The organism is Cellulosimicrobium sp. KWT-B (assembly GCF_002127155.1).
In the GTDB taxonomy this organism is placed as follows: Bacteria; Actinomycetota; Actinomycetes; order Actinomycetales; family Cellulomonadaceae; genus Cellulosimicrobium; species Cellulosimicrobium funkei.
In genome coordinates this window covers 102637-121730 of record NZ_NEDO01000002.1, presented here as the reverse complement: position 1 = coordinate 121730, position 19094 = coordinate 102637, and the positions used below count along the sequence as shown (strand labels likewise).

The following is a 19094-nucleotide window of genomic DNA, read 5'->3' as shown; positions in this document are numbered from 1 at the left end:
TAGACCGGAGTCATGACCCTCGTGCACACCGCGTTCTCCGCCCGGCTCGCCGCGCTGCGCGGCGCTCCCTCGTCGGCCTGGCCGGGCGGCACCGTCCTCGCCCCGCACGACGTGCTCGTCGACGGGACGAGCCTCGCCGCCTGCGCCCGGCTGCGCGCGACCCCGACCGTCCACGTACCTGCGAGCGCCGACCCGGGTCGCGTCGGGCGGCTGTGGGAGGCGTCGCCGCGGTGCGTCGTGCTCGCCGGGGTGGAGGACGTCGTCCCGCGCCTCGGCGGCCACCACCGGCAGGTGTGGCTCGACGCCGACCTCGACGCGTGCGGCGCGGTGGTCGAGGAGGCCCGGCTCGTCGGCCGCGTCTCGGCGGCGCCCCTGCGCCGCTTCACCGTGCACCCCGCCCCCGGTCGCGCCGGGGGCGTCGCGCGGCTCCCCGAGGACCTGCGGCGTGGTGACGTCGTCGCGGTCCCGTGCCCCGGCGTCGTGCAGGAGCGCGAGCTCCGGCGCTGACCGTACCCGCGGGCCGTGACGGGACCGCTACGGCGTGGCCGGGCCCGCGGCGTCGTCGACGAGGCGCGCCAGCTCGCGCACGACCGCACCCGGCAGGGCCGGGGGGAACAGCAGCGCACGCTGCCGCTCGCCCGCCCGCCAGCCGTCGCACGCGAGCGCCGCGAGCACGAGGGACGACGGCGCGCCCTCCTCCCGCCACGCGCGGAGCACGTCCGCGTGGACGGTGTGCTGCCCCTCGGGCACGTCGTCGCGCGCGACCCCGCCGAGGGCGTAGAGGCGCAGGAGCGCCGCGGCCTTGCGCGAGTCGTCGAGCGCCGCGACCGACGCCGCGACCGCGGCGCGCGACGGGTCGAGCCGCAGCGGCGAGAGGTCGTCGAACCCGGACTGCACGACCTCGATCGCGACGTCGTCGACCAGCGTCTCCGCGTCCCCGAACATCGACCGCAGGGTCGACTCGCTGCGGTCGCACCGCCGCGCGACCGCGGCGAAGGTGACGTTCTCGACCCCCTCCTCGAGCGCGACCCGCAGCACCGCGTCCACGAGCGGGCGCTCGTCGTCGCGGAACGGGTCCTCGTCGAGCTCGACGTCGCGGAACACGACGGCGCCCGCGGGCGGCCGGACGTCGGCGTACCGGGAGAGGTCGTCGACCAGCTCGTCCCACTCCGTCTCGGTGAACCGGTACGCGTCCTGGTACAGGCCCAGCCACGTGCCCTCGAGCGCGAGGGCCGCGACCCAGGTGCGCGGCTCGCGGGCTCCCGCACCCTCGGTCGGCTCCCGCGTGGGGATCGCGTCGACCCACTCGTGCAGGGTGGCCCTGGCCGAGCGCGTCGCGTCGCTCCGGTCGGGCGTGGACATGACCGTCACCTCCGTGGTCGGAAAAGGTGGATCGAGCCTAGCCGGAGCCCACGACGGCCACGCGTCAGGGGCGCGGGACGTCGCGACGGCGGAAGCCCGCGAGGCCCAGCGCGACGAGCACGACGGCGAGGAGCATGAGCCACACGAAGGGCCACGGCTCGGCGTCGGCCCCGGGGAGCTGGGGCACGTGCCAGAAGGGCGAGAGCCCGCTCGCCCACGACGGGAGGTCGAGCAGGGCGCCGAACATCGTCACGACGAACGAGTAGGCGAGGAGCGCCCACGCGAGCGCCGCGAGGCCCGGGCGCGACCCGAACGCCGCCACCGCGACCCCCGCGACGACCGCGACCGCGGGCAGGTACGCGAACGACGCGGCGAGGTGGTCGCCGAGGCCGAACGCGTCCTCCCCGACGCTCAGCGCGCCGAGCCACAGCCCGACGGCGCTCACGGCGAGCAGCACGCACGTCCCGACCAGGGTCACGACGAGCTGGCCCGCGAGCCACCGCACGCGCCCGACCCCGGTCGCGAGCACCGGCTCGAGCCGCCCCGCGGTCTCCTCGCCCCGCGCACGCTGGGCCGAGGCGACGGCGAAACCACCCACGCCGAGCCCGAGGAAGAGGGCCATGACGGCGACGAACCCGGCCACGAGGTCGGACGCGTCGCCGATCATCTGGGCGACCTCGGGGTTGGCCGCGACCATGTCGCCCACCGAGTCGACGAACGTCCCGCACGCGAGCGCCGTGACGCCGACCCCGATCGCCCACGCGAGCACGGACGCGCGCTGCTGGCGCCACGCGAGGGCGAGCGGGCTCGCGAGCCACCGGGCGGCGTCGGGCCGGCCCGCGCGGGGCGGCACGAGCCCGGCGCCGAGGTCGCGCCGGGCGGCGAGCGCCGCGCCCAGGGCGAGGAGCAGTACCACGAGCGCGACGGACAGGCCGAGGGGCCACCAGCGTAGGTCGACGAACGCCCGGATCTGCTGCGCCCAGCCGATGGGGGAGAGCCACGAGACCCAGCTCCCGTGCTCCTCCTGCACGTCGCCGACGGCGCGGAGCAGGAACGCGACGCCGAGCACGGCGAGCGCGAGCCCGCTCGCGCCGCGCGCGTGCTCGGTGACCTGGCTCGTCACGACGGCGACGGCCGCGAACACGAGGCCCGTGACCCCGACGGCGGCGCCGAGTGCGAGGGAGTCCACGGCGTCGAGACCGGTCGCGACGAGCACCACGCCGGTCGCGAGGGCGATGGCCGCGTTCGCGACGACCGCCGCGACGAACGCCGCGGTCGCGGGCGCGTGCCGCCCCACGACCCCCGCCCGGACGAGCTCGGCCCGGCCGGTCTCCTCCTCGGCGCGCGTGTGCCGCACGACGAGGAAGATGCTCATGATCGCGACCGCGACCATGACGGTGAGCGCCATCTCGTTGGCGATCATCGCGCCGAGCGTGTAGTCCTCGACGCCGTACTGCGGCCCGGACAGCATGATCCCGGCCGGGCTCGAGACGAGCGCCGCGCGCGCCTGGCGGTCGGCCGCCGTCGGGTAGAGCGTGTCGAGGGCGACAGCCGCGTACCCGAAGAGGAGCGCGACCGACGCCGTCCACACGGGGATGCGGACCCGGTCGCGGCGCAGGACGAAGCGCAGCAGGGTGAGCCAGCCCGTCGCCGCGCGGCCCGGGCCGGGGGGCTCGGGAGCGACGGCGGCGCCTCGTCCGCGGGGCGGGGCCGCGGTGGGGGCGCTCACAGCGCACCGGCCCCGTCGAGCTGGGCGAGCTCGTCGCCGTAGTGGCGCAGGAACAGCTCCTCGAGCGACGGCGGGGTGACCGTGACGGACCGCAGCCCGAGGTCGGTGAGCGCGCGCAGCACGGGCTGCACGTGGTCGTTGTCGACGTCGAACCGGGCTCGCGTCCCGTCGGCGCCGGGCTCGACGAGGAGGTCGTGCACGCCTTCCAGCGCGTCGAGGGCGGCGGGGTCGCGGTCGGTCACCGCGGTGACCGACGACCGCGTGAGGTGCCGCAGCTCGGCGAGCGTGCCGGACTGGACCGTGCGGCCGGCGCGGATGATCGTCACGGTGTCGCACAGCTTCTCGACCTCCGCGAGGATGTGGCTCGAGAGCAGCACCGACCGGCCCTCCGCCGTGACCTCGCGCACGCACTGCGTGAACACCGACTCCATGAGGGGGTCGAGGCCCGACGTCGGCTCGTCGAGCACGAGCAGCTCGACGTCGGACGCGAACGCCGCGACGAGCGCGACCTTCTGCCGGTTCCCCTTGGAGTACGTGCGCGCCTTCTTCGACGGGTCGAGCTCGAAGCGTTCGAGCAGGAGCGCCTTGCGGCGCGGGTCGACGCGCCCGCGCAGCCGGGTGAGCAGGTCGATCGCCTCGCCGCCGGTGAGGTTCGGCCACAGGCTCACGTCGCCCGGCACGTACGCGAGGCGGCGGTGCAGGTCGACGGCGTCGCGCCACGGGTCCCCGCCGAGCAGCCGGGTGGTCCCCGAGTCGGCGCGCAGCAGCCCGAGCAGCACCCGGATCGTGGTCGACTTGCCGGCGCCGTTGGGCCCGAGGAACCCGGCGACCTCGCCCGTGCGGACGGTCAGGTCGAGGCCGTCGAGCGCCTGCACGTGGCCGAACGCCTTGCGCAGGTCGTGCACCTCGACGGCGGGGGTCGTGCTCGTCATCGCGTCTCCTCCTGGTGGGTGGTGTGCCGGACGTACGCGTCGAGCAGCGTCGGCTCGACGAAGAGCCCCTCGGTGAAGACCTCGAGCGCGGGCAGCATCACGCGCTCGACGTACTCGCGGAGGTCGGCCTCGGGGTCGCGCGGCTCGGTCCGCTCGCGCAGCGCGCCGTCGACGAGGAGCGAACCGAGGGAGAGCGAGACGAGGTACCGCGCGCGGGCGGGCTCGTCGCGGCTCGGGCGGATCACCCCGGCGGCGACGCCGTCCTCCATGTACTCGAGCGTGACCTGCGTGAGGTGCTCGACGAACGACCGTGCGAGGTCGCCGCCCGCCTGGAGGCTGCGCAGCGTGTACTCGAACACGGGCGCGTAGTCCTCGATCCCGGCGAGCTGCGTGAACAGCGCCATGGGCCCGGCCGCCGGGTCCTGCGGCGAGATCGCGTCGGTCTTCGCGGCGCGGACGGCGTCGAACACGTACGCGTCGCAGGCCCTGCGCAGCCCGTCCTTGGATCCGAAGTGGTGCACGACGAGCGCCGCGCTCACGCCCGCGTCCGCCGCGATGGTGCGCAGCGGCGCGCCGAACCCGTCGCGCGCGAACCGCGAGATCGCGGCGTCCCGGATGCGGGCACGGGTCGTGAGGTCGTCGGTGCCCGACGGCGCGGGCGCCCGACCGGTCCGCGGAGGCTGCTCTGAACGCATGTTCAATAGACTAAACACGCGTTCAACGCCTGTCCAGGGGTCCAGGGTGCTCCCAGGGTGGGTGGATGTGGCGAAGATCCGGGACTCCGGGGCTCTCCACCCCTGCCGTTCCGGGCCGGACACCCGTAGGCTGGGGGGAGCCGTCGGCGGCACCGCCGGCGCCACGTCCCGGCGCGTCGGACCGTCGGGACGTCGAGAGGCCCGTCGCACCTGTGCGACGGGCCTTTTCGGTGTGCGCCCGCACCACGACGACGAAGGGCCCGCCGCGAGTGCGGCGGGCCCTTCGGTCTGCGGAGGATGGGGGATTCGAACCCCCGAGGGCTGTTAACCCAACACGCTTTCCAAGCGTGCGCCATAGGCCACTAGGCGAATCCTCCTGGCGACGGTCGGCGACGCACGGATGCGCACCGACCGCAGCGCAACGAGGATACCGGACGGCGGCGCCCCGGCCGAATCGCCTCCGGGGAGCCTGCGATCAGGCACGCGGCGGGGCGCGTGGTGGAGCGGGTTTCGAGCGCGGCGCCGACCTGGGCTAGGGTGGGTGCAGACCCCTCGTGCGGCATCATCTCGCCGAACTCCCCCAGGGCCGGAAGGCAGCAAGGGTAGGTGAGCTCTGGTGGGTGTGCGAGGGGTCCTTTGCGTCCCCGGACCGCCCGCTCCGCCGTCGGGCCGAGTTGCCTCCACCCTGCGGCATTCGCCCCTTTTCGCCCGGTCCGGACGCTCTCGTTCCCGACATGCGACCACTTTCCGGTCCACATCGTGGACTTTCGCGGCCGGAGATTGGCGTGCGGGCCGTCGTCGTGCCCATGATGTCGGCATGACCCGTCAGCACGTCGTGACCACGACCCCGCGCGCAGCAGCCTGCGCCGGCTCGTCGTGCTGTCGCCGCGTGCGCACCGGGCGAATGTGCGGCTGCTGACGCCGTCGTGACCCGCAGGGAGACCTGCGCCGCACCCGCCGCGTCGTCCTCGACGACGACCCGCCCCCGCTCGCCGCGTGGCTGATGGCCCGCCGGAAGCACCCCGAACCCCACCGCCTCGCAGGGACCCCCTGCACCCCCGGCCGTGCCGGTCGCCACCCGTGACCGCGCCGCCGTCATCGGAAGGAACCCCCATGTCGTTCTCCACCACCCGCAAGCGCCTGACCTGGACCGCGATCGCCGCGACGGCCGCCCTGACCCTCACCGCGTGCGGTGGCGGCGACTCCTCGGGCGGCGCCTCCGGCGAGAGCGGCGACGAGGGCCCGATCCGCGTCGGCGTCGTCGGCGCGTCCGACGACAAGTGGGCCGTCTTCCAGGAGCAGGCGGAGGCCGAGGGCATCGACGTCGAGCTCGTCGACCTCCAGGACTACACGCAGGCGAACCCCGCGCTGTCCCAGGGCGAGCTCGACGTGAACCAGTTCCAGCACCTGCAGTTCCTCGCGGGCTACAACGTGGACGCGAACGACGACCTGCAGCCCATCGGCGCGACCGCCGTCTACCCGCTCGGCCTGTACTCGACGAAGCACACGTCGCTCGAGCAGATCCCCGACGGCGGCCAGGTTGCCGTGCCCAACGACCCGACGAACCTCGCCCGCGCGCTCCTCGTGCTGCAGGAGGCCGGCCTCGTCGAGCTCAAGGACGGCGGGAGCTCCATCTCGACGGAGGCCGACGTGCTGCCCAGCTCGAAGGTGACCGTCACGCCCGTCGACGCCGCGCAGACCCCGATCCAGCTCCAGTCGGTCGACGCGTCGATCATCAACAACGACTTCGTCGAGGACGCGGGCCTCTCGCCCGACGAGGCCCTCTTCCAGGACGACCCCGACTCGGACGCCGCCAAGCCCTACATCAACGTGTGGGTCGCGCGCGCCGAGGACAAGGACGACGAGACGCTGCTCAAGCTCGCCGAGATCTCGCACTCGCCGGAGGTCGTCGAGGCCGAGAAGAAGGCGTCGGGCGGCACCGCGGTCATCAAGGAGAACTCCCCGGCGGAGCTCCAGGAGATCCTCGCGGGCATCGAGGACGACATCCGGGGCTGACCCCGGCACGTCCCGGGCGACGGGAGGGCGGGCGCGCACGACGGCGCCCGCCCTCGCGCGCCGTCGTGCCGGGGAGAGACGATGGCAGGCGGACGGCTCGCCTGACGGCGGGCGCCCGACCGCGCCAGGCGGCCCGGCCCTGCGGCCCGGCCTCCGACGAGAGGATTCCGACGTGACCGACGTCCCCCGCGACCCGGGTGGTGACGAGCAGCCCGCGATCGAGCTGCGCCACGTGAGCAAGACCTTCGGCGAGGGCGACGGTGCCGTGCACGCGGTCGACGACGTCTCGCTGTCCATCCGCCGCGGCGAGATCTTCGGCGTCATCGGCTACTCCGGCGCCGGGAAGTCGACGCTCGTGCGGCTCGTCAACGCGCTGGAGACGGTGACGAGCGGCGAGGTCGTCGTCGACGGGCAGGTCATCACGGGCCTGTCCGAGCGCCGCGTGCGCGAGGTGCGCTCGCGCATCGGGATGGTGTTCCAGCAGTTCAACCTGCTCTCGTCGCGCACCGTCGCGGGGAACGTGGCCTACCCGCTCAAGGTGGCGGGCTGGTCGCGCGAGAAGCGCGCGGCCCGCGTCGCCGAGCTCCTCGCGTTCGTCGGGCTCGCCGACAAGGCGAAGGCGTACCCGCGCCAGCTCTCGGGCGGGCAGAAGCAGCGCGTCGGGATCGCCCGCGCGCTCGCGGCGCAGCCCACGATCCTCCTCGCCGACGAGGCGACCTCCGCGCTCGACCCCGAGACGACCCGCGAGGTCCTCGCGCTCCTGCGGCGCGTCAACGCCGAGCTCGGCATCACCATCGTCGTCATCACGCACGAGATGGAGGTCGTGCGCTCGACGTGCCACCGCGTCGCCGTGATGGAGCACGGGCGGGTCGTCGAGACGGGCGACGTGTACGACGTCTTCTCCGCGCCCCGCGCCGACGCCGCGCAGCGGTTCGTCGGCACCGCGCTGCACGACCGGCCGTCGCGCGAGACGCTCGCCCGCCTGCGAGAGCGCCACCCGGGCCGCCTCGTGACGGTCGGCGTGCGCGAGGGCGCGAGCACCGGGACGGACCTGTTCCGCCTGCTGCGCGAGCACGACGTCGACGGGTCCGTCGTCTACGGCGGCATCTCCGAGGTGGGGGAGCGGCCGTTCGGGTCGCTCACCGTCGAGCTCGACGCGCCCGAGGACCGCATCGCGCCGTTCCTCCTCGCGCTGGGCGAGCGCGCCGACGTCGTCGACCTCGGGACGGCGGAGCACCCGCTCGACGACCCGCGCGTCGCGCGCCTCGCCGCGGCTCCGGCCGACGAGGACGCCCCCGACCCGACCGACGACGACCCGGGCGACCCGTACGGCCTCGCCCGCGACACCCTCTTCCGCCACGGCAACCTCGGAGGCCGCTGATGAACCGCGACTGGTCCCAGCTGTGGCCGATCCTCGTCGAGTCGTTCGGCCAGACGCTCCAGATGGTGTCGGTCGCCCTGCTCACGGGCGGCGTCGCGGGCCTCGCGCTCGGCATCGCGCTCTACGTGACGCGGCGCGGCAACCTGCTCGCCAACCGGTGGGTGTTCGGCGTGCTCAACGTGCTCGTCAACATCGTGCGGCCGATCCCGTTCATCATCTTCGTCACGCTGCTCGGGCCGGTGACGCTCCAGGTGGTCGGGACGACGCTCGGCACGGAGGCGTTCATCTTCCCGCTGTCGGTGATGACGGCGTTCGGCACGAGCCGCATCGTCGAGCAGAACCTCGTGGGCATCGACCCGGGCGTGATCGAGGCGGCGCGCGCCATGGGCGCGTCGTCGTGGCGCATCATCACGACGGTGCTCGTGCCCGAGGCGCTCGCGCCGCTCATCCTCGGCTACACGTTCCTCTTCATCGCGGTGCTCGACATGTCGGCGATCGCCGGGATCATCGGCGGCGGCGGGCTGGGGAACTTCGCGATCGTCTACGGCTACCAGCGCTACAACTGGGGCGTCGTGGTCGTGACGGTGCTCGTCATCATCGCGATCGTGCAGGTCGCGCAGCTGCTGGGCAACTGGCTCGCGCGCAAGGCGCTGCACCGCTGACGCGGCCGGGCCGGGACCGGCGGGACCGACGGCGGAGCGACCTCGTGCGTGTGGGTCGCGACGTCTAGAGTGACCGGGGTGAGCACCGCCCTGTACCGCCGCTACCGGCCCGAGACCTTCGCCGAGGTGATCGGTCAGGACCACGTGACCGCACCGCTCATGCAGGCGTTGCGCAGCGGTCGGGTGAACCACGCCTACCTGTTCTCCGGGCCCCGGGGGTGCGGCAAGACGACGAGCGCGCGCATCCTCGCGCGCACGCTCAACTGCGAGCGCAACACTCCCGAGAGCCCGCTCGACACGCCGTGCGGGCAGTGCCCGTCGTGCGTCGAGCTCGCGCGCGGCGGCCCGGGCAGCCTCGACGTGGTCGAGATCGACGCGGCGTCGCACAACGGCGTGGACGACGCGCGCGAGCTGCGCGAGCGCGCCGCGTTCGCTCCCGCGCGCGACCGGTACAAGATCTTCATCCTCGACGAGGCGCACATGGTGACGCCGCAGGGCTTCAACGCCCTGCTCAAGCTCGTCGAGGAGCCGCCGGAGCACGTGAAGTTCGTGTTCGCGACGACGGAGCCGGACAAGGTCATCGGCACCATCCGCTCGCGCACGCACCACTACCCCTTCCGCCTCGTCCCGCCGGACGTGCTCGGCCCCTACCTCGAGGAGCTGTGCGCGGCCGAGGGCGTGTCGATCGGCAGCGGCGTGGTCCCGCTCGTCACGCGCGCGGGCGGCGGCTCGGTCCGTGACTCGTTGTCCGTCATGGACCAGCTCATCGCGGGTGCCGAGGACGGCGCCGTCGAGTACGAGCGCGCGGTCGCGCTCCTCGGCTTCACGCACGCGACCCTGCTCGACGACGTCGTGGACGCGCTCGCCGCGCGCGACGGCGCGAGCATCTTCCGGGTCGTGGACCACGTCATCGCGACGGGGCACGAGCCGCGGCGCTTCGTCGAGGACGTGCTCGAGCGCCTGCGCGACCTCATCGTCATCGCGGTATCGGGCGACGAGGCGCAGGCCGTCCTGCGCGACCAGCCCGCCGACCAGCTCGAGCGCATGCGCACGCAGGCGCAGCACCTCGGGGTGGCCGAGCTGTCCCGGGCCGCCGACCTCGTCAACGCTGCGCTCACCGAGATGACGGGCGCGACGTCGCCCCGCCTGCACCTCGAGCTCCTCATGGCCCGCCTGCTCCTGCCCGGGGCGGACGACGGCGCGGCCGGGTTCGCGGCGCGCCTCGACCGGCTCGAGCGCGGGGGCCTGGGCAACGTCGTGGTCCCCCCGGCCGCGGGGACGCCCGCCCCGGGCGACGGTGCCGCTGCCGCCCCGGCCGCGGTTCCGGCCGGCGCGCCCTCCTCGGGCCTCACCGGTGCCGCTGCCGTCCGCGCGGCGCTCCGGCCCGCGCGACCGGGCCAGCCCGCCGCGGCGCCCGCGAGCGCGCCGGCCGCACAGGACCCGACGCCGGTCGGGCACGTCGCGGCTCCCGCCGCGCCGGAGCAGGAGCGCCCGTCCGGCGACGTCTCCGCGTCGCCTGCTGCCGCGTCGCCCGCGGCCGACGGTGCGGGGTCGTCGGCGGCCGACAGCGCCGGGACGGCCGTCGGGTCGTCCGCTCCCACGGACTCGTCCGCGCCGGGCGAGGAGACCGCGCCTGCCGAGGCGTCCGGACCCGAGCGGACCGGTCCCGTGTCCGGTGCGGCGAGCGCCCCGCCCCGCACCGCGTCCGACGCGACGTCGGGCGCCGTGTCCGGCACGACGTCCGCAGCGGAGTCCGAGGCCCCGGACGACCGCGCCCGCGAGACCGCTGCCTCTGCTGCCTCGGCGAATGCTCCCTCCCACGCCCCCGAGGCACGGCACCCCGATGCGTCGCGCCCGGAGACGTCGCGCCCGGAGGCGTCACGCGAGGACGCGCCGCGCGAGGAGACCCCGCGGCCGTCGACGCCGCGCGAGGCGGCTCCCCGGCAGGAGGCGGCCGCGTCGTCTGCTCCGGCGGCGGGTGGCGCCAGCCCTGCCCTGACGACGGAGGAGCTGCGGCGGCGCTGGCCGGAGGTCCTCGAGAACCTGCGTGCGAGCCCCGTGACGTGGTCGCTGGTGAGCGCCAACGCGCAGGTCGCGGAGCTCGGCGCCGACGTGCTCTACCTCGCCTTCCCGTCGCCCGGGCTGGCCCGCACGTTCTCGTCGTCTAGGCACACGAGCGCGGTCCAGGACGTCGTCTACCAGACGCTCGGGCTCCAGGTCCGCGTCGAGCCGCGCCTCGACGAGGGCGGCCCGGCGGGCGGCGGCTCGGCGCCGTCGTCCGGCCCGGCGCCGGTGTCGCCCGCGCCGTCCGCCGGCCCCGCGCCGTCGGGCCCCGCGTCGCCCGTCGCCACGTCGTCCGGCCCGGCGGCGAGCGCCCCGACGGCAGCGGCTCCCGCCGCGTCCGGCCCCGCGGGGTCCGCCTCGGCGAGCGCCGGGGCTGCCGCCCTCCACGGCTCGGGCGGCGCGCAGGCAGGAGTTCCGGTCGCGACCGTCGCGGCACCGAGCGCGCCCGGCGCCGCCCGCTCCGCGAGCACCTCCCGCCCGGCGGACGAGGCCGCGGAGGCGCACGAGACCCCGCGCGCCGCCGTCGCGCTCCAGGAGCGACCGAGCACCGAGGCCGCACCCGCCGCGCCGTCGGCCGGCTCGACCGTGGTCGACGCCGCCGACGAGGCCTGGCTCGCCGGGGCGTCGGTCCCGGCGTCCGCGCCGGCGCCCGCACCGCGCGTGGACAGCGCGGACGAGGCGTGGCTCGCGGGGCTGCCCCCGGAGCCGCCCGCCGACCTCGACGACGGCCCCGAGCCGGAGCCCGTGCTCGAACCGGCCCCGCCGACCACCCCGACCCCCACGCAGGCCCCCGCCCGCACCGTGCCGTCCGCCGCCACTGCGCCGACGCCGCCCGGACGGCCGGGCGCGGCGTCGCCCGCGGCCCCGCCGCCGGGGGCGCCCGCCCGCGCGGCGGCCCCCGCCGCACCGGCGTCCGCAGGCACGTCGGCCGCACCGTTGCGCGGCGTCTCCGCCGCTCGCGCGGCGATCGCGGCGGCCCGGGTCCCGCGGCCCGCCGAGGAACCCGCCCGGCGGGGCGAACCGTCCACGGCCGATCCCATGGACGACCTCCCGTCCGCGGACGACCCCGACATCGTCTCGACGGGCCTTGTCGGGACCGCGCTCGTGGTGAGCCTGCTCGACGGCAAGATCATCGAGGAGATCCAGGACCAGGGCTGACCCCCCCGGTTGACAGGGGCCTGGTGGCCGGGGGAGATCTTCGACCCGGCGACGATCGGCGGCCGCGACGGCGGCGGGCCGGGTCCGCCGTGTGGGCCGTGCCCCGTAGGCTGGGGGCGTGTACGAAGGCGCTGTCCAGGACCTGATCGACGAGCTCGGCCGACTCCCCGGCGTAGGGCCCAAGAGCGCGCAGCGCATCGCGTTCCACCTGCTCGCCGCCGACGCGGTGGACGTGCGCCGGCTCGCCGACGCGCTCACCGAGGTGAAGGCGCGCGTCCGCTTCTGCGAGACGTGCGGCAACGTCGCGGAGTCGGAGCAGTGCCGCATCTGCGCGGACCCGCGCCGCTCGCCCGAGGTGATCTGCGTCGTCGAGGAGCCCAAGGACGTCGTCGCGATCGAGCGCACGCGCGAGTTCCGCGGCCGGTACCACGTGCTTGGCGGCGCCATCAACCCGATCGAGAACGTCGGGCCGGGCGACCTGCGGATCGCGGAGCTCATGAGCCGGCTCGCGGACGGTCAGGTGACCGAGGTGATCCTCGCGACCGACCCGAACGTCGAGGGCGAGGCCACCGCGACCTACCTCGCGCGCATGCTCGGCCCCATGGGCCTGCGCGTGACCCGCCTCGCGTCGGGGCTCCCGGTCGGTGGAGACTTGGAGTACGCGGACGAGGTGACGCTCGGCCGGGCGTTCGAGGGCCGCCGCCTCGTCGGCGGCTGACGGGAGGTGACGAGCATGGGGGAGATCCACAACGACCCCGACCTGCGGGAGATCGCCGAGGGCATGGCGGAGCAGGCCCGCGCCTACCTCACCACGACGACGCAGGTCGCGTCCGGCGCGGCCCCCGGCGCGGTGCTGCCGCTCCTGCTCCTCGCGCTGTCCGACGCGCTCGCCGCAGGCGCCCGCCTGGGGGCCGTGGGCGACGTCGTGCCGGTCGAGCGCTTCGAGCCCGACGCCGGCCGCGACACGGACGTGGACCCGCTGCGGACGGCGCTCGCGCGGCTCTTCGACGGGTTCGACGACTACGCCGAGATCACCGACCCGCTCGTCGGCGCCGAGGTCGGTGCGGCGTCGCTCTCGGGCGACCTCGCGTGCGTGGCCGAGTGCCTCGCGAAGGGCCTGCAGCACTACGACGGCGGCCGCGAGCTCGAGGGCCTGTGGTGGTGGCAGTTCTCCTACGTCTCGCTGTGGGGGGAGCGCGCCGCGAGCGCGCTGCGCGTCCTGCAGCTCGCGCTCGCGCACCTGCGTCTCGACGTCGAGGACGACGTCGCGACCGAGGCGGAGTACGACGCCCTCCAGTCCTGAGCCGTCGGTCCCGGCGCCGCGGGCGTCCCGCGGTCAGACGGCGCCGGCCGCCCGGCCGTAGTGGTCCGCCAGCCCGGCGAGGTACGGCTCCCACGGCACGGTGGCGGCGTCGCGCCCCTCGCGCACGGCGACGAGCCGGTCGAGGTAGTACTCCCACCCGGGCCCCACGTTCCGCGCGTCGTCGCCGGGGCCGAGGAGGTGCCGGAAGGTCAGCGTCGTGACACCGTCCTGCTCGGTGAGCTCGAAGGACAGGTGCCACGTCTGGTCGCCCGAGGACGTCACCCCGGCGAAGCGGTGCGGCGGTTCGCACCGGGTGATGCGGTACTCCTCGGGATCGGGGTCGTCGCTCTCGGCCGTCATGAAGAACTCGACGCGGCCGGTCGCGGGGTCGCCCTCCCAGTAGCCGATCCACCGCGCGAGCCGGTCCGGCTCCGTGAGGCTCGCCCACACGTCGTCGGCCGGCGCGCGGAACGTCCGCGTGACGACGAGCTCGTCGCCCGCAGGGCCGCGCTCCACCGTCCCGCCGGGTGTCGGCAGACCGGGTGTCGGCAGACCGGGTGTCGGCAGGCCGGGTACCGGCGGGACGGGCGCTGCCGAAGGGGTCGTCGGGTCGCTCATGCGCTCTCCTCGTGCCGGGTCGTGCCGCGGACGGCGAACGCGGCGACAGGGTCGAGCGCGTCCACACGCCAAGCGTCACCGCACGGTGACGCGAAGGCAAGGGCCACGGCATCCTCCTCCCGCGGCCGAGGTCGCGGCCCGGGTCGCGAACCGGCCGTGGACCCGGCCCGGGCGCGCCCCGTGGGCGTGGTACCACTGGGGGGTGCTTCCCGCCCTCTCCCTCCCGGTCTCCGGCGGGCTCGAGATCGACGGCGTGACCGTCCTCCTGCTCGTCCTCGCCGCGCTCACGGCGGGGTGGATCGACGCCGTCGTGGGCGGGGGCGGCCTCGTCCAGCTCCCGGCGCTCCTCCTGGTCCCCGGCATCAGCCCCGTGCAGGCGCTCGCGACGAACAAGCTCGCGAGCATCATGGGGACGTCGGTGAGCGCCGCGACGTACTACCGGCGCGTCGGGCCGGACCTGCGCACCGCGGGGCCCATGGCGCTCGCGGCGCTCGTGGGCGCCGTCGGGGGAGCGGCGCTCGCGTCGCGCATCCCGGCCGACCTGTTCAAGCCGATCATCCTCGTGGTGCTCGTCGGCGTCGCGGCCTACACGATCGCGAAGCCGAAGCTCGGGCACACGACGAACCTGCGCTGGGAGGGCAACGGCCACCGCTGGGCCGCGGCCGGGATCGGCCTCGTCATCGGCACCTACGACGGCCTGCTCGGCCCGGGCACGGGGACGTTCTTCGTCATCGCGCTCGTGAGCATCCTCGGGTACGCGTTCCTGCCGGCGTCGGCGCTCGCGAAGATCGCGAACTTCGCGACGAACGCCGGCGCGCTGATCTTCTTCGTGCCGTACGGCGCGGTGCTGTGGGGGCTGGGCCTCGTCATGGGCGCAGCCAACCTGCTGGGGGCGTACGTGGGCGCCCGGATGGCGGTCGCCAAGGGCAGCGCGTTCGTGCGCGTGGTGTTCGTGGTCGTCGTCGGCGCGCTCATCGTCAAGCTCGGGTACGACGTCGTCCGCGACCTCACGGCCTGAGATCCCGGCGCATCGAGGCCGGTGTCACCCGTGGTGTCATCGTGTTGTCACTAGGGGGTTGCGGTGACACCACGCGTGGTGCCATGATGGCGTCATGGACCTCACCCCGTACGTCGACGACCTCCAGGACCGCCTCGCCGCTGCTGCGGACGCCGCCGGTGACGACAGCCGTCGGCTCGCCGAGCGCCTGACCGCTCCGCTGGACGCGGCCGTGCGCCTCGTCCTCCTCGACGCGCTCTCCGCCGCGGCGGGGGAGATCTCCGCGGAGCTCGCCCCCGGGTCGGTGGACGTGCGGCTGCGCGGCGGTGCCCCCGAGTTCGTGGTCGCCGTCCCCGCCGTCGCGCCCGCCCCGCCCGAGGCGCTCGTCCCGGCGAGCACCCCGGCCGCGCCGGCCGGCCCCGCGCCGGCCGACGTCGAGGCGGGGGCCACGACCCGCACGACCCTGCGCCTGCCCGACCACCTCAAGACGCAGGCCGAGACCGCCGCCGCGCGCGACGGCGTCTCCGTCAACACGTGGCTCGTGCGCGCGGTCGCCGCGGCGCTCGAGCAGTCCACCGGACGCCCTGCCGCGCAGGCCCGCCCGCAGCAGCGCGGCTCCGCCCGCGTCACCGGCTGGGTGCGCTGACCCCCTCGGTCCCCGCCCCCGCCTCCTCCGACCGCACCTGACACCACCACGACACCACTCCTGGAGCTTCGTCATGCCCACTTTCCCCGCCCCTCAGCCCCTGCCCGTCGTCGTCGACGTGCCGTTCGCCCAGCTGCACGTGGTCGCCGGGGACCGCGACGACGTCGTCGTCACGGTCCTGCCGACCGACCCCGCGAAGTCCGGCAGCGTCCGCGCCGCCGAGGCGGTCCGGGTCGACGGCGACGGCAGCGCCCTGACGATCTCCTACCCCGGGTCGTGGAAGCAGTACGTGCTGCCGTTCGCGTCCGGCACCGCCGACATCACCGTCGAGCTGCCCGCGGGCTCCGACGTGCGCGGCAAGGCGGGCTCGCTCTACGCCGAGGGCAGCCTCGGCACCGTCGAGATGGCGCTCTCCGCCGGGGACGCCCGCGTCGAGGACGTCGACCGGCTCGACGTCAAGGCCTCGGCGGGCTCGGTGGCGGCGCGCCGCGTGCGGGGCTCGCTGGACGCCCGCGTCAGCGCCGGGTCGGTCCGCGTCGAGGAGGTCCGCGGCGAGGGCACCATCAAGGCGACCAACGGCACGACGACGGTCGGCGCCGTCACCGGCTCGCTCGCCGTGCACGGCGCGCACGGCGACATCGCGGTGGCGCGCGTGAGCGGCACGCTCACGGCCAAGTCCGCGCACGCCGGCATCCGGGTCGAGCGTCTGGACTCCGGGAGCGTCACCCTCGCGACGTCGTACGGCTCGATCGAGGTGGGCGTGCCCGAGGGCACCGCCGCGTTCCTCGACGCGAGCTCCGAGCACGGCAGCGTGCGCAACCACCTCACGCCCACGGAAGGCCCCGTCGAGGACGAGGCCACCGCGGAGATCCACGCCAGCACCGGCTTCGGCGACGTCGTCGTCCGCCGGCCCTGAACCCACCAGAACCCAGGATCGGAGATCCGCAGATGTCTGCTGACCAGACCCTCGCCCCGGCCGTCCGGGTACGAGGCATCGAGAAGTCGTACGGCGACCTGCGCGTGCTGCGCGGTGTCGACCTCGAGGTGGCGCGCGGGAGCATCGTCGCGCTGCTCGGGTCCAACGGTGCGGGCAAGACGACGCTCGTGCGGATCCTGTCCACCCTGCTCGCGCCGGACGCGGGGACCGCGACCGTCGACGGGCACGACGTCGTCGCCCAGCCCGGGCAGGTGCGCGAGTCCATCTCGCTGACGGGGCAGTTCGCCGCGGTCGACGAGGTGCTCACCGGGCGGGAGAACCTCGTCCTCGTCGCCCGCCTGCGGCACCTGGCCGACCCGGGCCGCGTCGCGGACGACCTGCTCGCCCGGTTCGCCCTGACCGACGCCGGGGCCCGCCGCGCCGGGACCTACTCGGGCGGGATGCGGCGTCGGCTGGACATCGCGATGAGCCTCGTCGGCGACCCGTCCGTCATCTTCCTCGACGAGCCGACGACGGGCCTCGACCCGCAGGCCCGCAACGAGGTCTGGGCCACGGTGCGCGAGCTGGCCCGGGGCGGCACCACGGTGCTGCTCACCACCCAGTACCTCGACGAGGCCGAGCAGCTCGCCGACCGGATCGCGATCCTGCACCGGGGGACGATCATCCAGAACGGCACCCTGGCCGAGCTCAAGGCCCTGCTGCCCCCGGCGACCGTCGAGTACGTCGAGAAGCAGCCCTCCCTCGAGGACGTGTTCCTCGCGCTCGTCGGCGACGCCGGCGACAGCGCCCCCACCGCGGACCGGACGAGCGTCGACGGCGCCCGCTCGGCAGGAGAGGAAGCCCGATGACCACCCACGCCCTGGCCGACACCCGAGCCCTCACGGGCCGCTCGCTGCGCCACGTGCTGCGCAGCCCCGACACGATCATCACGACCGCCGTGACCCCGATCGCGCTCATGCTCCTGTTCGTCTACGTGCTCGGGGGCGCGATCGACACGGGCAGCGGCGAGTCCTACGTGAACTACCTGTTGCCCGGCATCCTGCTCATCACCGTCGCGTCGGGGGTCGCGTACACGTCCTACCGGCTGTTCCTGGACCTCCAGGGCGGCATCGTCGAGCGCTTCCGGTCGATGCCCGTCGCCCGGTCCAGCGTCCTGTGGGCGCACGTGCTCACGTCGGTCGTGGCGAACCTCGTCTCCGTCACGCTCGTCGTCGGGGTCGCGCTCCTCCTGGGGTTCCGCACGAGCGCGTCGGTGGGATCGTGGCTGGCCGTGCTCGGCATCCTCGTCCTGTTCGTCCTCGCGCTGACCTGGCTCGCGGTCGTCGCCGGGCTCTCGGCCAAGACGGTCGACGGCGCGTCCGCCTTCAGCTACCCGCTGATCTTCCTGCCGTTCGTCAGCTCGGCGTTCGTCCCGACGGACAGCATGCCGGGGCCGGTCGCGTGGTTCGCCGAGAACCAGCCCGTCACCGCGATCGTCGACACCCTGCGATCCCTCTTCGCCGGCCAGCCCGTCGGGAGCGACATCTGGGTCGCGCTCGCGTGGCTCGTCGGCATCCTCGTCCTCGCCTACGCGTGGGCGACGGCGCTCTACCGGCGCCGCGTCGGCTGACGACCGCCGGGTACCGACGCCCGAGGGGCCGCGAGCGGGAGACCGCGCGCGGCCCCTCGGGCGTTCCCGCACCGTCCGGCCGGAGCCGGCGGGCGGACCTTCGGCCCCGCGCCGTCGCGACCACCGGCCCTGTCCGAGAGGCCGCCCGGCGGCGAGGATCGAGGGCGTGCAGACCCTCGCCCAGGCGGTGACCACCCAGTCGGAGGCGGCCCGGGAGAAGGTGCTTCTCGCCAGACACCCCGGGCGCTACCTCGTCGCGGCGATGCTCGCGGGCGCGTACATCGGCGTCGGCGTCGTGCTCATGGTCGCGACGGCGGGCCCGTTCCTCGCCGCCGGGGCGCCGGGCGAGCGGCTCGTCGCCGGCGGCGTGTTCGCCGCGGCGCTCACCCTCGTCGTCTTCGCCGGGGCCGAGCTCGCCACGTCCGCGATGATGGTCCTCACCCAGGGCGTCGCGACGCGCGCCGTCCGGGTGCGCGACGCCGTCGTCACGCTGGGCCTGTGCCTCGTCGGCAACCTGGCCGGGTCGATGCTCTTCGCCTGGGCCGTCACGCAGGCGGGGGTCCTGCGCTCCAATGCGGCCGCGGGCGAGATGGTCGCCTCGATGCTGCGGGCCAAGGCGCACGAGACCGGGGGAGAGCTGTTCTTCCGCGGCGTGCTCTGCAACGTCCTCGTGTGCGCCGCGATCTGGGCCTGCGGGCGCCTGCGCTCGGAGGCGGGCAAGGCGGTGATCCTGTTCTGGGGGATCCTCGCGTTCATCGCGTCCGGGTTCGAGCACGTCGTCGCCAACATGACGACGTTCTCCCTCGGGCTCTTCGGCGACCTCGGCCCGACGACGTGGGCCGGCTTCGGCCGCAACCTCACCTGGGTGGGTCTCGGCAACCTCGTCGGCGGGGCCGTCGTCGTCGGGCTGGCGTACGTCGTCGTGGCCGGTCCGCGGGCGCGCGTGCTGCCGGAGGTGTGACCCCGGCGTCGGTCGTCACGGTCC

The 19094-nt window shown here is 75.1% G+C and carries 18 protein-coding genes, 1 tRNA gene and 1 other RNA gene; 14 read left to right on the top strand and 6 right to left on the bottom strand.

Going from position 1 to position 19094, the window contains the following annotated elements; all coding sequences use genetic code 11:
• The first annotated feature begins 12 nt into the window (after positions 1-12).
• Positions 13-507, top strand: a complete 495-nt coding sequence (locus B9L22_RS06760; RefSeq protein WP_086149779.1) for a hypothetical protein — start codon at positions 13-15, stop codon at positions 505-507.
• Positions 508-534: 27 nt separating this feature from the next.
• Here the strand turns inward: B9L22_RS06760 and B9L22_RS06755 are convergent, their stop codons facing one another.
• The 5 genes from B9L22_RS06755 to B9L22_RS06735 all read right to left on the bottom strand — a co-directional run bounded on the left by B9L22_RS06755 (position 535) and on the right by B9L22_RS06735 (position 5095).
• Positions 535-1362, bottom strand: coding sequence for a hypothetical protein (locus B9L22_RS06755; protein ID WP_086149778.1), 828 nt, complete (start codon positions 1360-1362; stop codon positions 535-537).
• A gap of 64 nt (positions 1363-1426) precedes the next feature.
• Complete coding sequence (locus B9L22_RS06750; RefSeq protein ID WP_143317139.1) at positions 1427-3091, bottom strand: ABC transporter permease; 1665 nt, start codon at positions 3089-3091, stop codon at positions 1427-1429.
• Positions 3088-4023, bottom strand: a complete 936-nt coding sequence (locus tag B9L22_RS06745; protein WP_086149777.1) for an ABC transporter ATP-binding protein — start codon at positions 4021-4023, stop codon at positions 3088-3090. The genes B9L22_RS06750 and B9L22_RS06745 overlap by 4 nt, the downstream gene beginning before the upstream one ends.
• A complete protein-coding gene (locus B9L22_RS06740; protein WP_086149776.1) occupies positions 4020-4718 on the bottom strand; it encodes a TetR/AcrR family transcriptional regulator in 699 nt (232 codons plus the stop codon). The genes B9L22_RS06745 and B9L22_RS06740 overlap by 4 nt, the downstream gene beginning before the upstream one ends.
• 291 nt (positions 4719-5009) lie before the next feature.
• Positions 5010-5095: transfer RNA gene (locus B9L22_RS06735), tRNA-Ser, on the bottom strand.
• A 166-nt stretch (positions 5096-5261) separates the two neighbouring features.
• On the opposite strand from B9L22_RS06735, the gene ffs reads away from it, so the two are divergent.
• From ffs to B9L22_RS06700, 7 genes are all read left to right on the top strand, one after another.
• Positions 5262-5358: signal recognition particle sRNA small type (gene ffs, locus B9L22_RS06730), an RNA gene on the top strand.
• A gap of 473 nt (positions 5359-5831) precedes the next feature.
• Complete coding sequence (locus B9L22_RS06725; RefSeq protein ID WP_086149775.1) at positions 5832-6734, top strand: MetQ/NlpA family ABC transporter substrate-binding protein; 903 nt, start codon at positions 5832-5834, stop codon at positions 6732-6734.
• Between the two features lie 172 nt (positions 6735-6906).
• Positions 6907-8115 (top strand): methionine ABC transporter ATP-binding protein, encoded by a 1209-nt coding sequence (locus B9L22_RS06720; protein WP_082774752.1) that lies wholly within the window; start codon positions 6907-6909, stop codon positions 8113-8115.
• Positions 8115-8777: a methionine ABC transporter permease gene (locus tag B9L22_RS06715; RefSeq protein ID WP_021483094.1), complete on the top strand. Its 663-nt coding sequence runs from the start codon at positions 8115-8117 to the stop codon at positions 8775-8777. The genes B9L22_RS06720 and B9L22_RS06715 overlap by 1 nt, the downstream gene beginning before the upstream one ends.
• A 78-nt stretch (positions 8778-8855) precedes the next feature.
• Complete coding sequence (locus tag B9L22_RS06710; RefSeq protein ID WP_086150185.1) at positions 8856-11999, top strand: DNA polymerase III subunit gamma and tau; 3144 nt, start codon at positions 8856-8858, stop codon at positions 11997-11999.
• Between the two features lie 118 nt (positions 12000-12117).
• Complete coding sequence (gene recR / locus B9L22_RS06705; RefSeq protein WP_021483478.1) at positions 12118-12717, top strand: recombination mediator RecR; 600 nt, start codon at positions 12118-12120, stop codon at positions 12715-12717.
• A gap of 15 nt (positions 12718-12732) precedes the next feature.
• Positions 12733-13302, top strand: a complete 570-nt coding sequence (locus tag B9L22_RS06700) for a DUF5063 domain-containing protein (protein WP_043659926.1) — start codon at positions 12733-12735, stop codon at positions 13300-13302.
• Positions 13303-13335: 33 nt separating this feature from the next.
• On the opposite strand, the gene B9L22_RS06695 is transcribed toward B9L22_RS06700, so the two are convergent.
• On the bottom strand, positions 13336-13920 hold the full coding sequence (locus B9L22_RS06695) for an SRPBCC family protein (protein ID WP_086149774.1): 585 nt from the start codon (positions 13918-13920) through the stop codon (positions 13336-13338).
• Between the two features lie 202 nt (positions 13921-14122).
• Between B9L22_RS06695 and B9L22_RS06690 the strand changes: the two genes are divergently transcribed.
• The 6 genes from B9L22_RS06690 to B9L22_RS06665 all read left to right on the top strand — a co-directional run bounded on the left by B9L22_RS06690 (position 14123) and on the right by B9L22_RS06665 (position 19070).
• Positions 14123-14938: a TSUP family transporter gene (locus B9L22_RS06690; protein WP_170982126.1), complete on the top strand. Its 816-nt coding sequence runs from the start codon at positions 14123-14125 to the stop codon at positions 14936-14938.
• Between the two features lie 94 nt (positions 14939-15032).
• The gene (locus tag B9L22_RS06685) at positions 15033-15563 is read left to right on the top strand and encodes a histidine kinase (protein ID WP_086149773.1); all 531 of its coding nucleotides are present in this window, start codon (positions 15033-15035) and stop codon (positions 15561-15563) included.
• Between the two features lie 73 nt (positions 15564-15636).
• Positions 15637-16479 (top strand): DUF4097 family beta strand repeat-containing protein, encoded by an 843-nt coding sequence (locus B9L22_RS06680; RefSeq protein WP_086149772.1) that lies wholly within the window; start codon positions 15637-15639, stop codon positions 16477-16479.
• A 32-nt stretch (positions 16480-16511) separates the two neighbouring features.
• On the top strand, positions 16512-17348 hold the full coding sequence (locus B9L22_RS06675; RefSeq protein WP_086149771.1) for an ABC transporter ATP-binding protein: 837 nt from the start codon (positions 16512-16514) through the stop codon (positions 17346-17348).
• Positions 17345-18109, top strand: a complete 765-nt coding sequence (locus tag B9L22_RS06670; protein ID WP_086149770.1) for an ABC transporter permease — start codon at positions 17345-17347, stop codon at positions 18107-18109. Before B9L22_RS06675 ends, B9L22_RS06670 begins: the two co-directional genes overlap by 4 nt.
• Positions 18110-18275: 166 nt before the next feature.
• Complete coding sequence (locus B9L22_RS06665) at positions 18276-19070, top strand: formate/nitrite transporter family protein (protein ID WP_086149769.1); 795 nt, start codon at positions 18276-18278, stop codon at positions 19068-19070.
• Positions 19071-19094: the final 24 nt, after the last annotated feature.

Coding starts and splice junctions, on each gene's coding strand:
- B9L22_RS06715 (WP_021483094.1), top strand. CDS start 8,115: ATGAACCGCGACTGGTCCCAGCTGTGGCCGATCCTCGTCGAGTCGTTC.
- B9L22_RS06740 (WP_086149776.1), bottom strand. CDS start 4,718: ATGCGTTCAGAGCAGCCTCCGCGGACCGGTCGGGCGCCCGCGCCGTCG.
- B9L22_RS06675 (WP_086149771.1), top strand. CDS start 16,512: ATGTCTGCTGACCAGACCCTCGCCCCGGCCGTCCGGGTACGAGGCATC.
- B9L22_RS06680 (WP_086149772.1), top strand. CDS start 15,637: ATGCCCACTTTCCCCGCCCCTCAGCCCCTGCCCGTCGTCGTCGACGTG.
- B9L22_RS06695 (WP_086149774.1), bottom strand. CDS start 13,920: ATGAGCGACCCGACGACCCCTTCGGCAGCGCCCGTCCCGCCGGTACCC.
- B9L22_RS06755 (WP_086149778.1), bottom strand. CDS start 1,362: ATGTCCACGCCCGACCGGAGCGACGCGACGCGCTCGGCCAGGGCCACC.
- B9L22_RS06685 (WP_086149773.1), top strand. CDS start 15,033: ATGGACCTCACCCCGTACGTCGACGACCTCCAGGACCGCCTCGCCGCT.
- B9L22_RS06745 (WP_086149777.1), bottom strand. CDS start 4,023: ATGACGAGCACGACCCCCGCCGTCGAGGTGCACGACCTGCGCAAGGCG.
- B9L22_RS06670 (WP_086149770.1), top strand. CDS start 17,345: ATGACCACCCACGCCCTGGCCGACACCCGAGCCCTCACGGGCCGCTCG.
- B9L22_RS06760 (WP_086149779.1), top strand. CDS start 13: ATGACCCTCGTGCACACCGCGTTCTCCGCCCGGCTCGCCGCGCTGCGC.
- B9L22_RS06700 (WP_043659926.1), top strand. CDS start 12,733: ATGGGGGAGATCCACAACGACCCCGACCTGCGGGAGATCGCCGAGGGC.
- B9L22_RS06725 (WP_086149775.1), top strand. CDS start 5,832: ATGTCGTTCTCCACCACCCGCAAGCGCCTGACCTGGACCGCGATCGCC.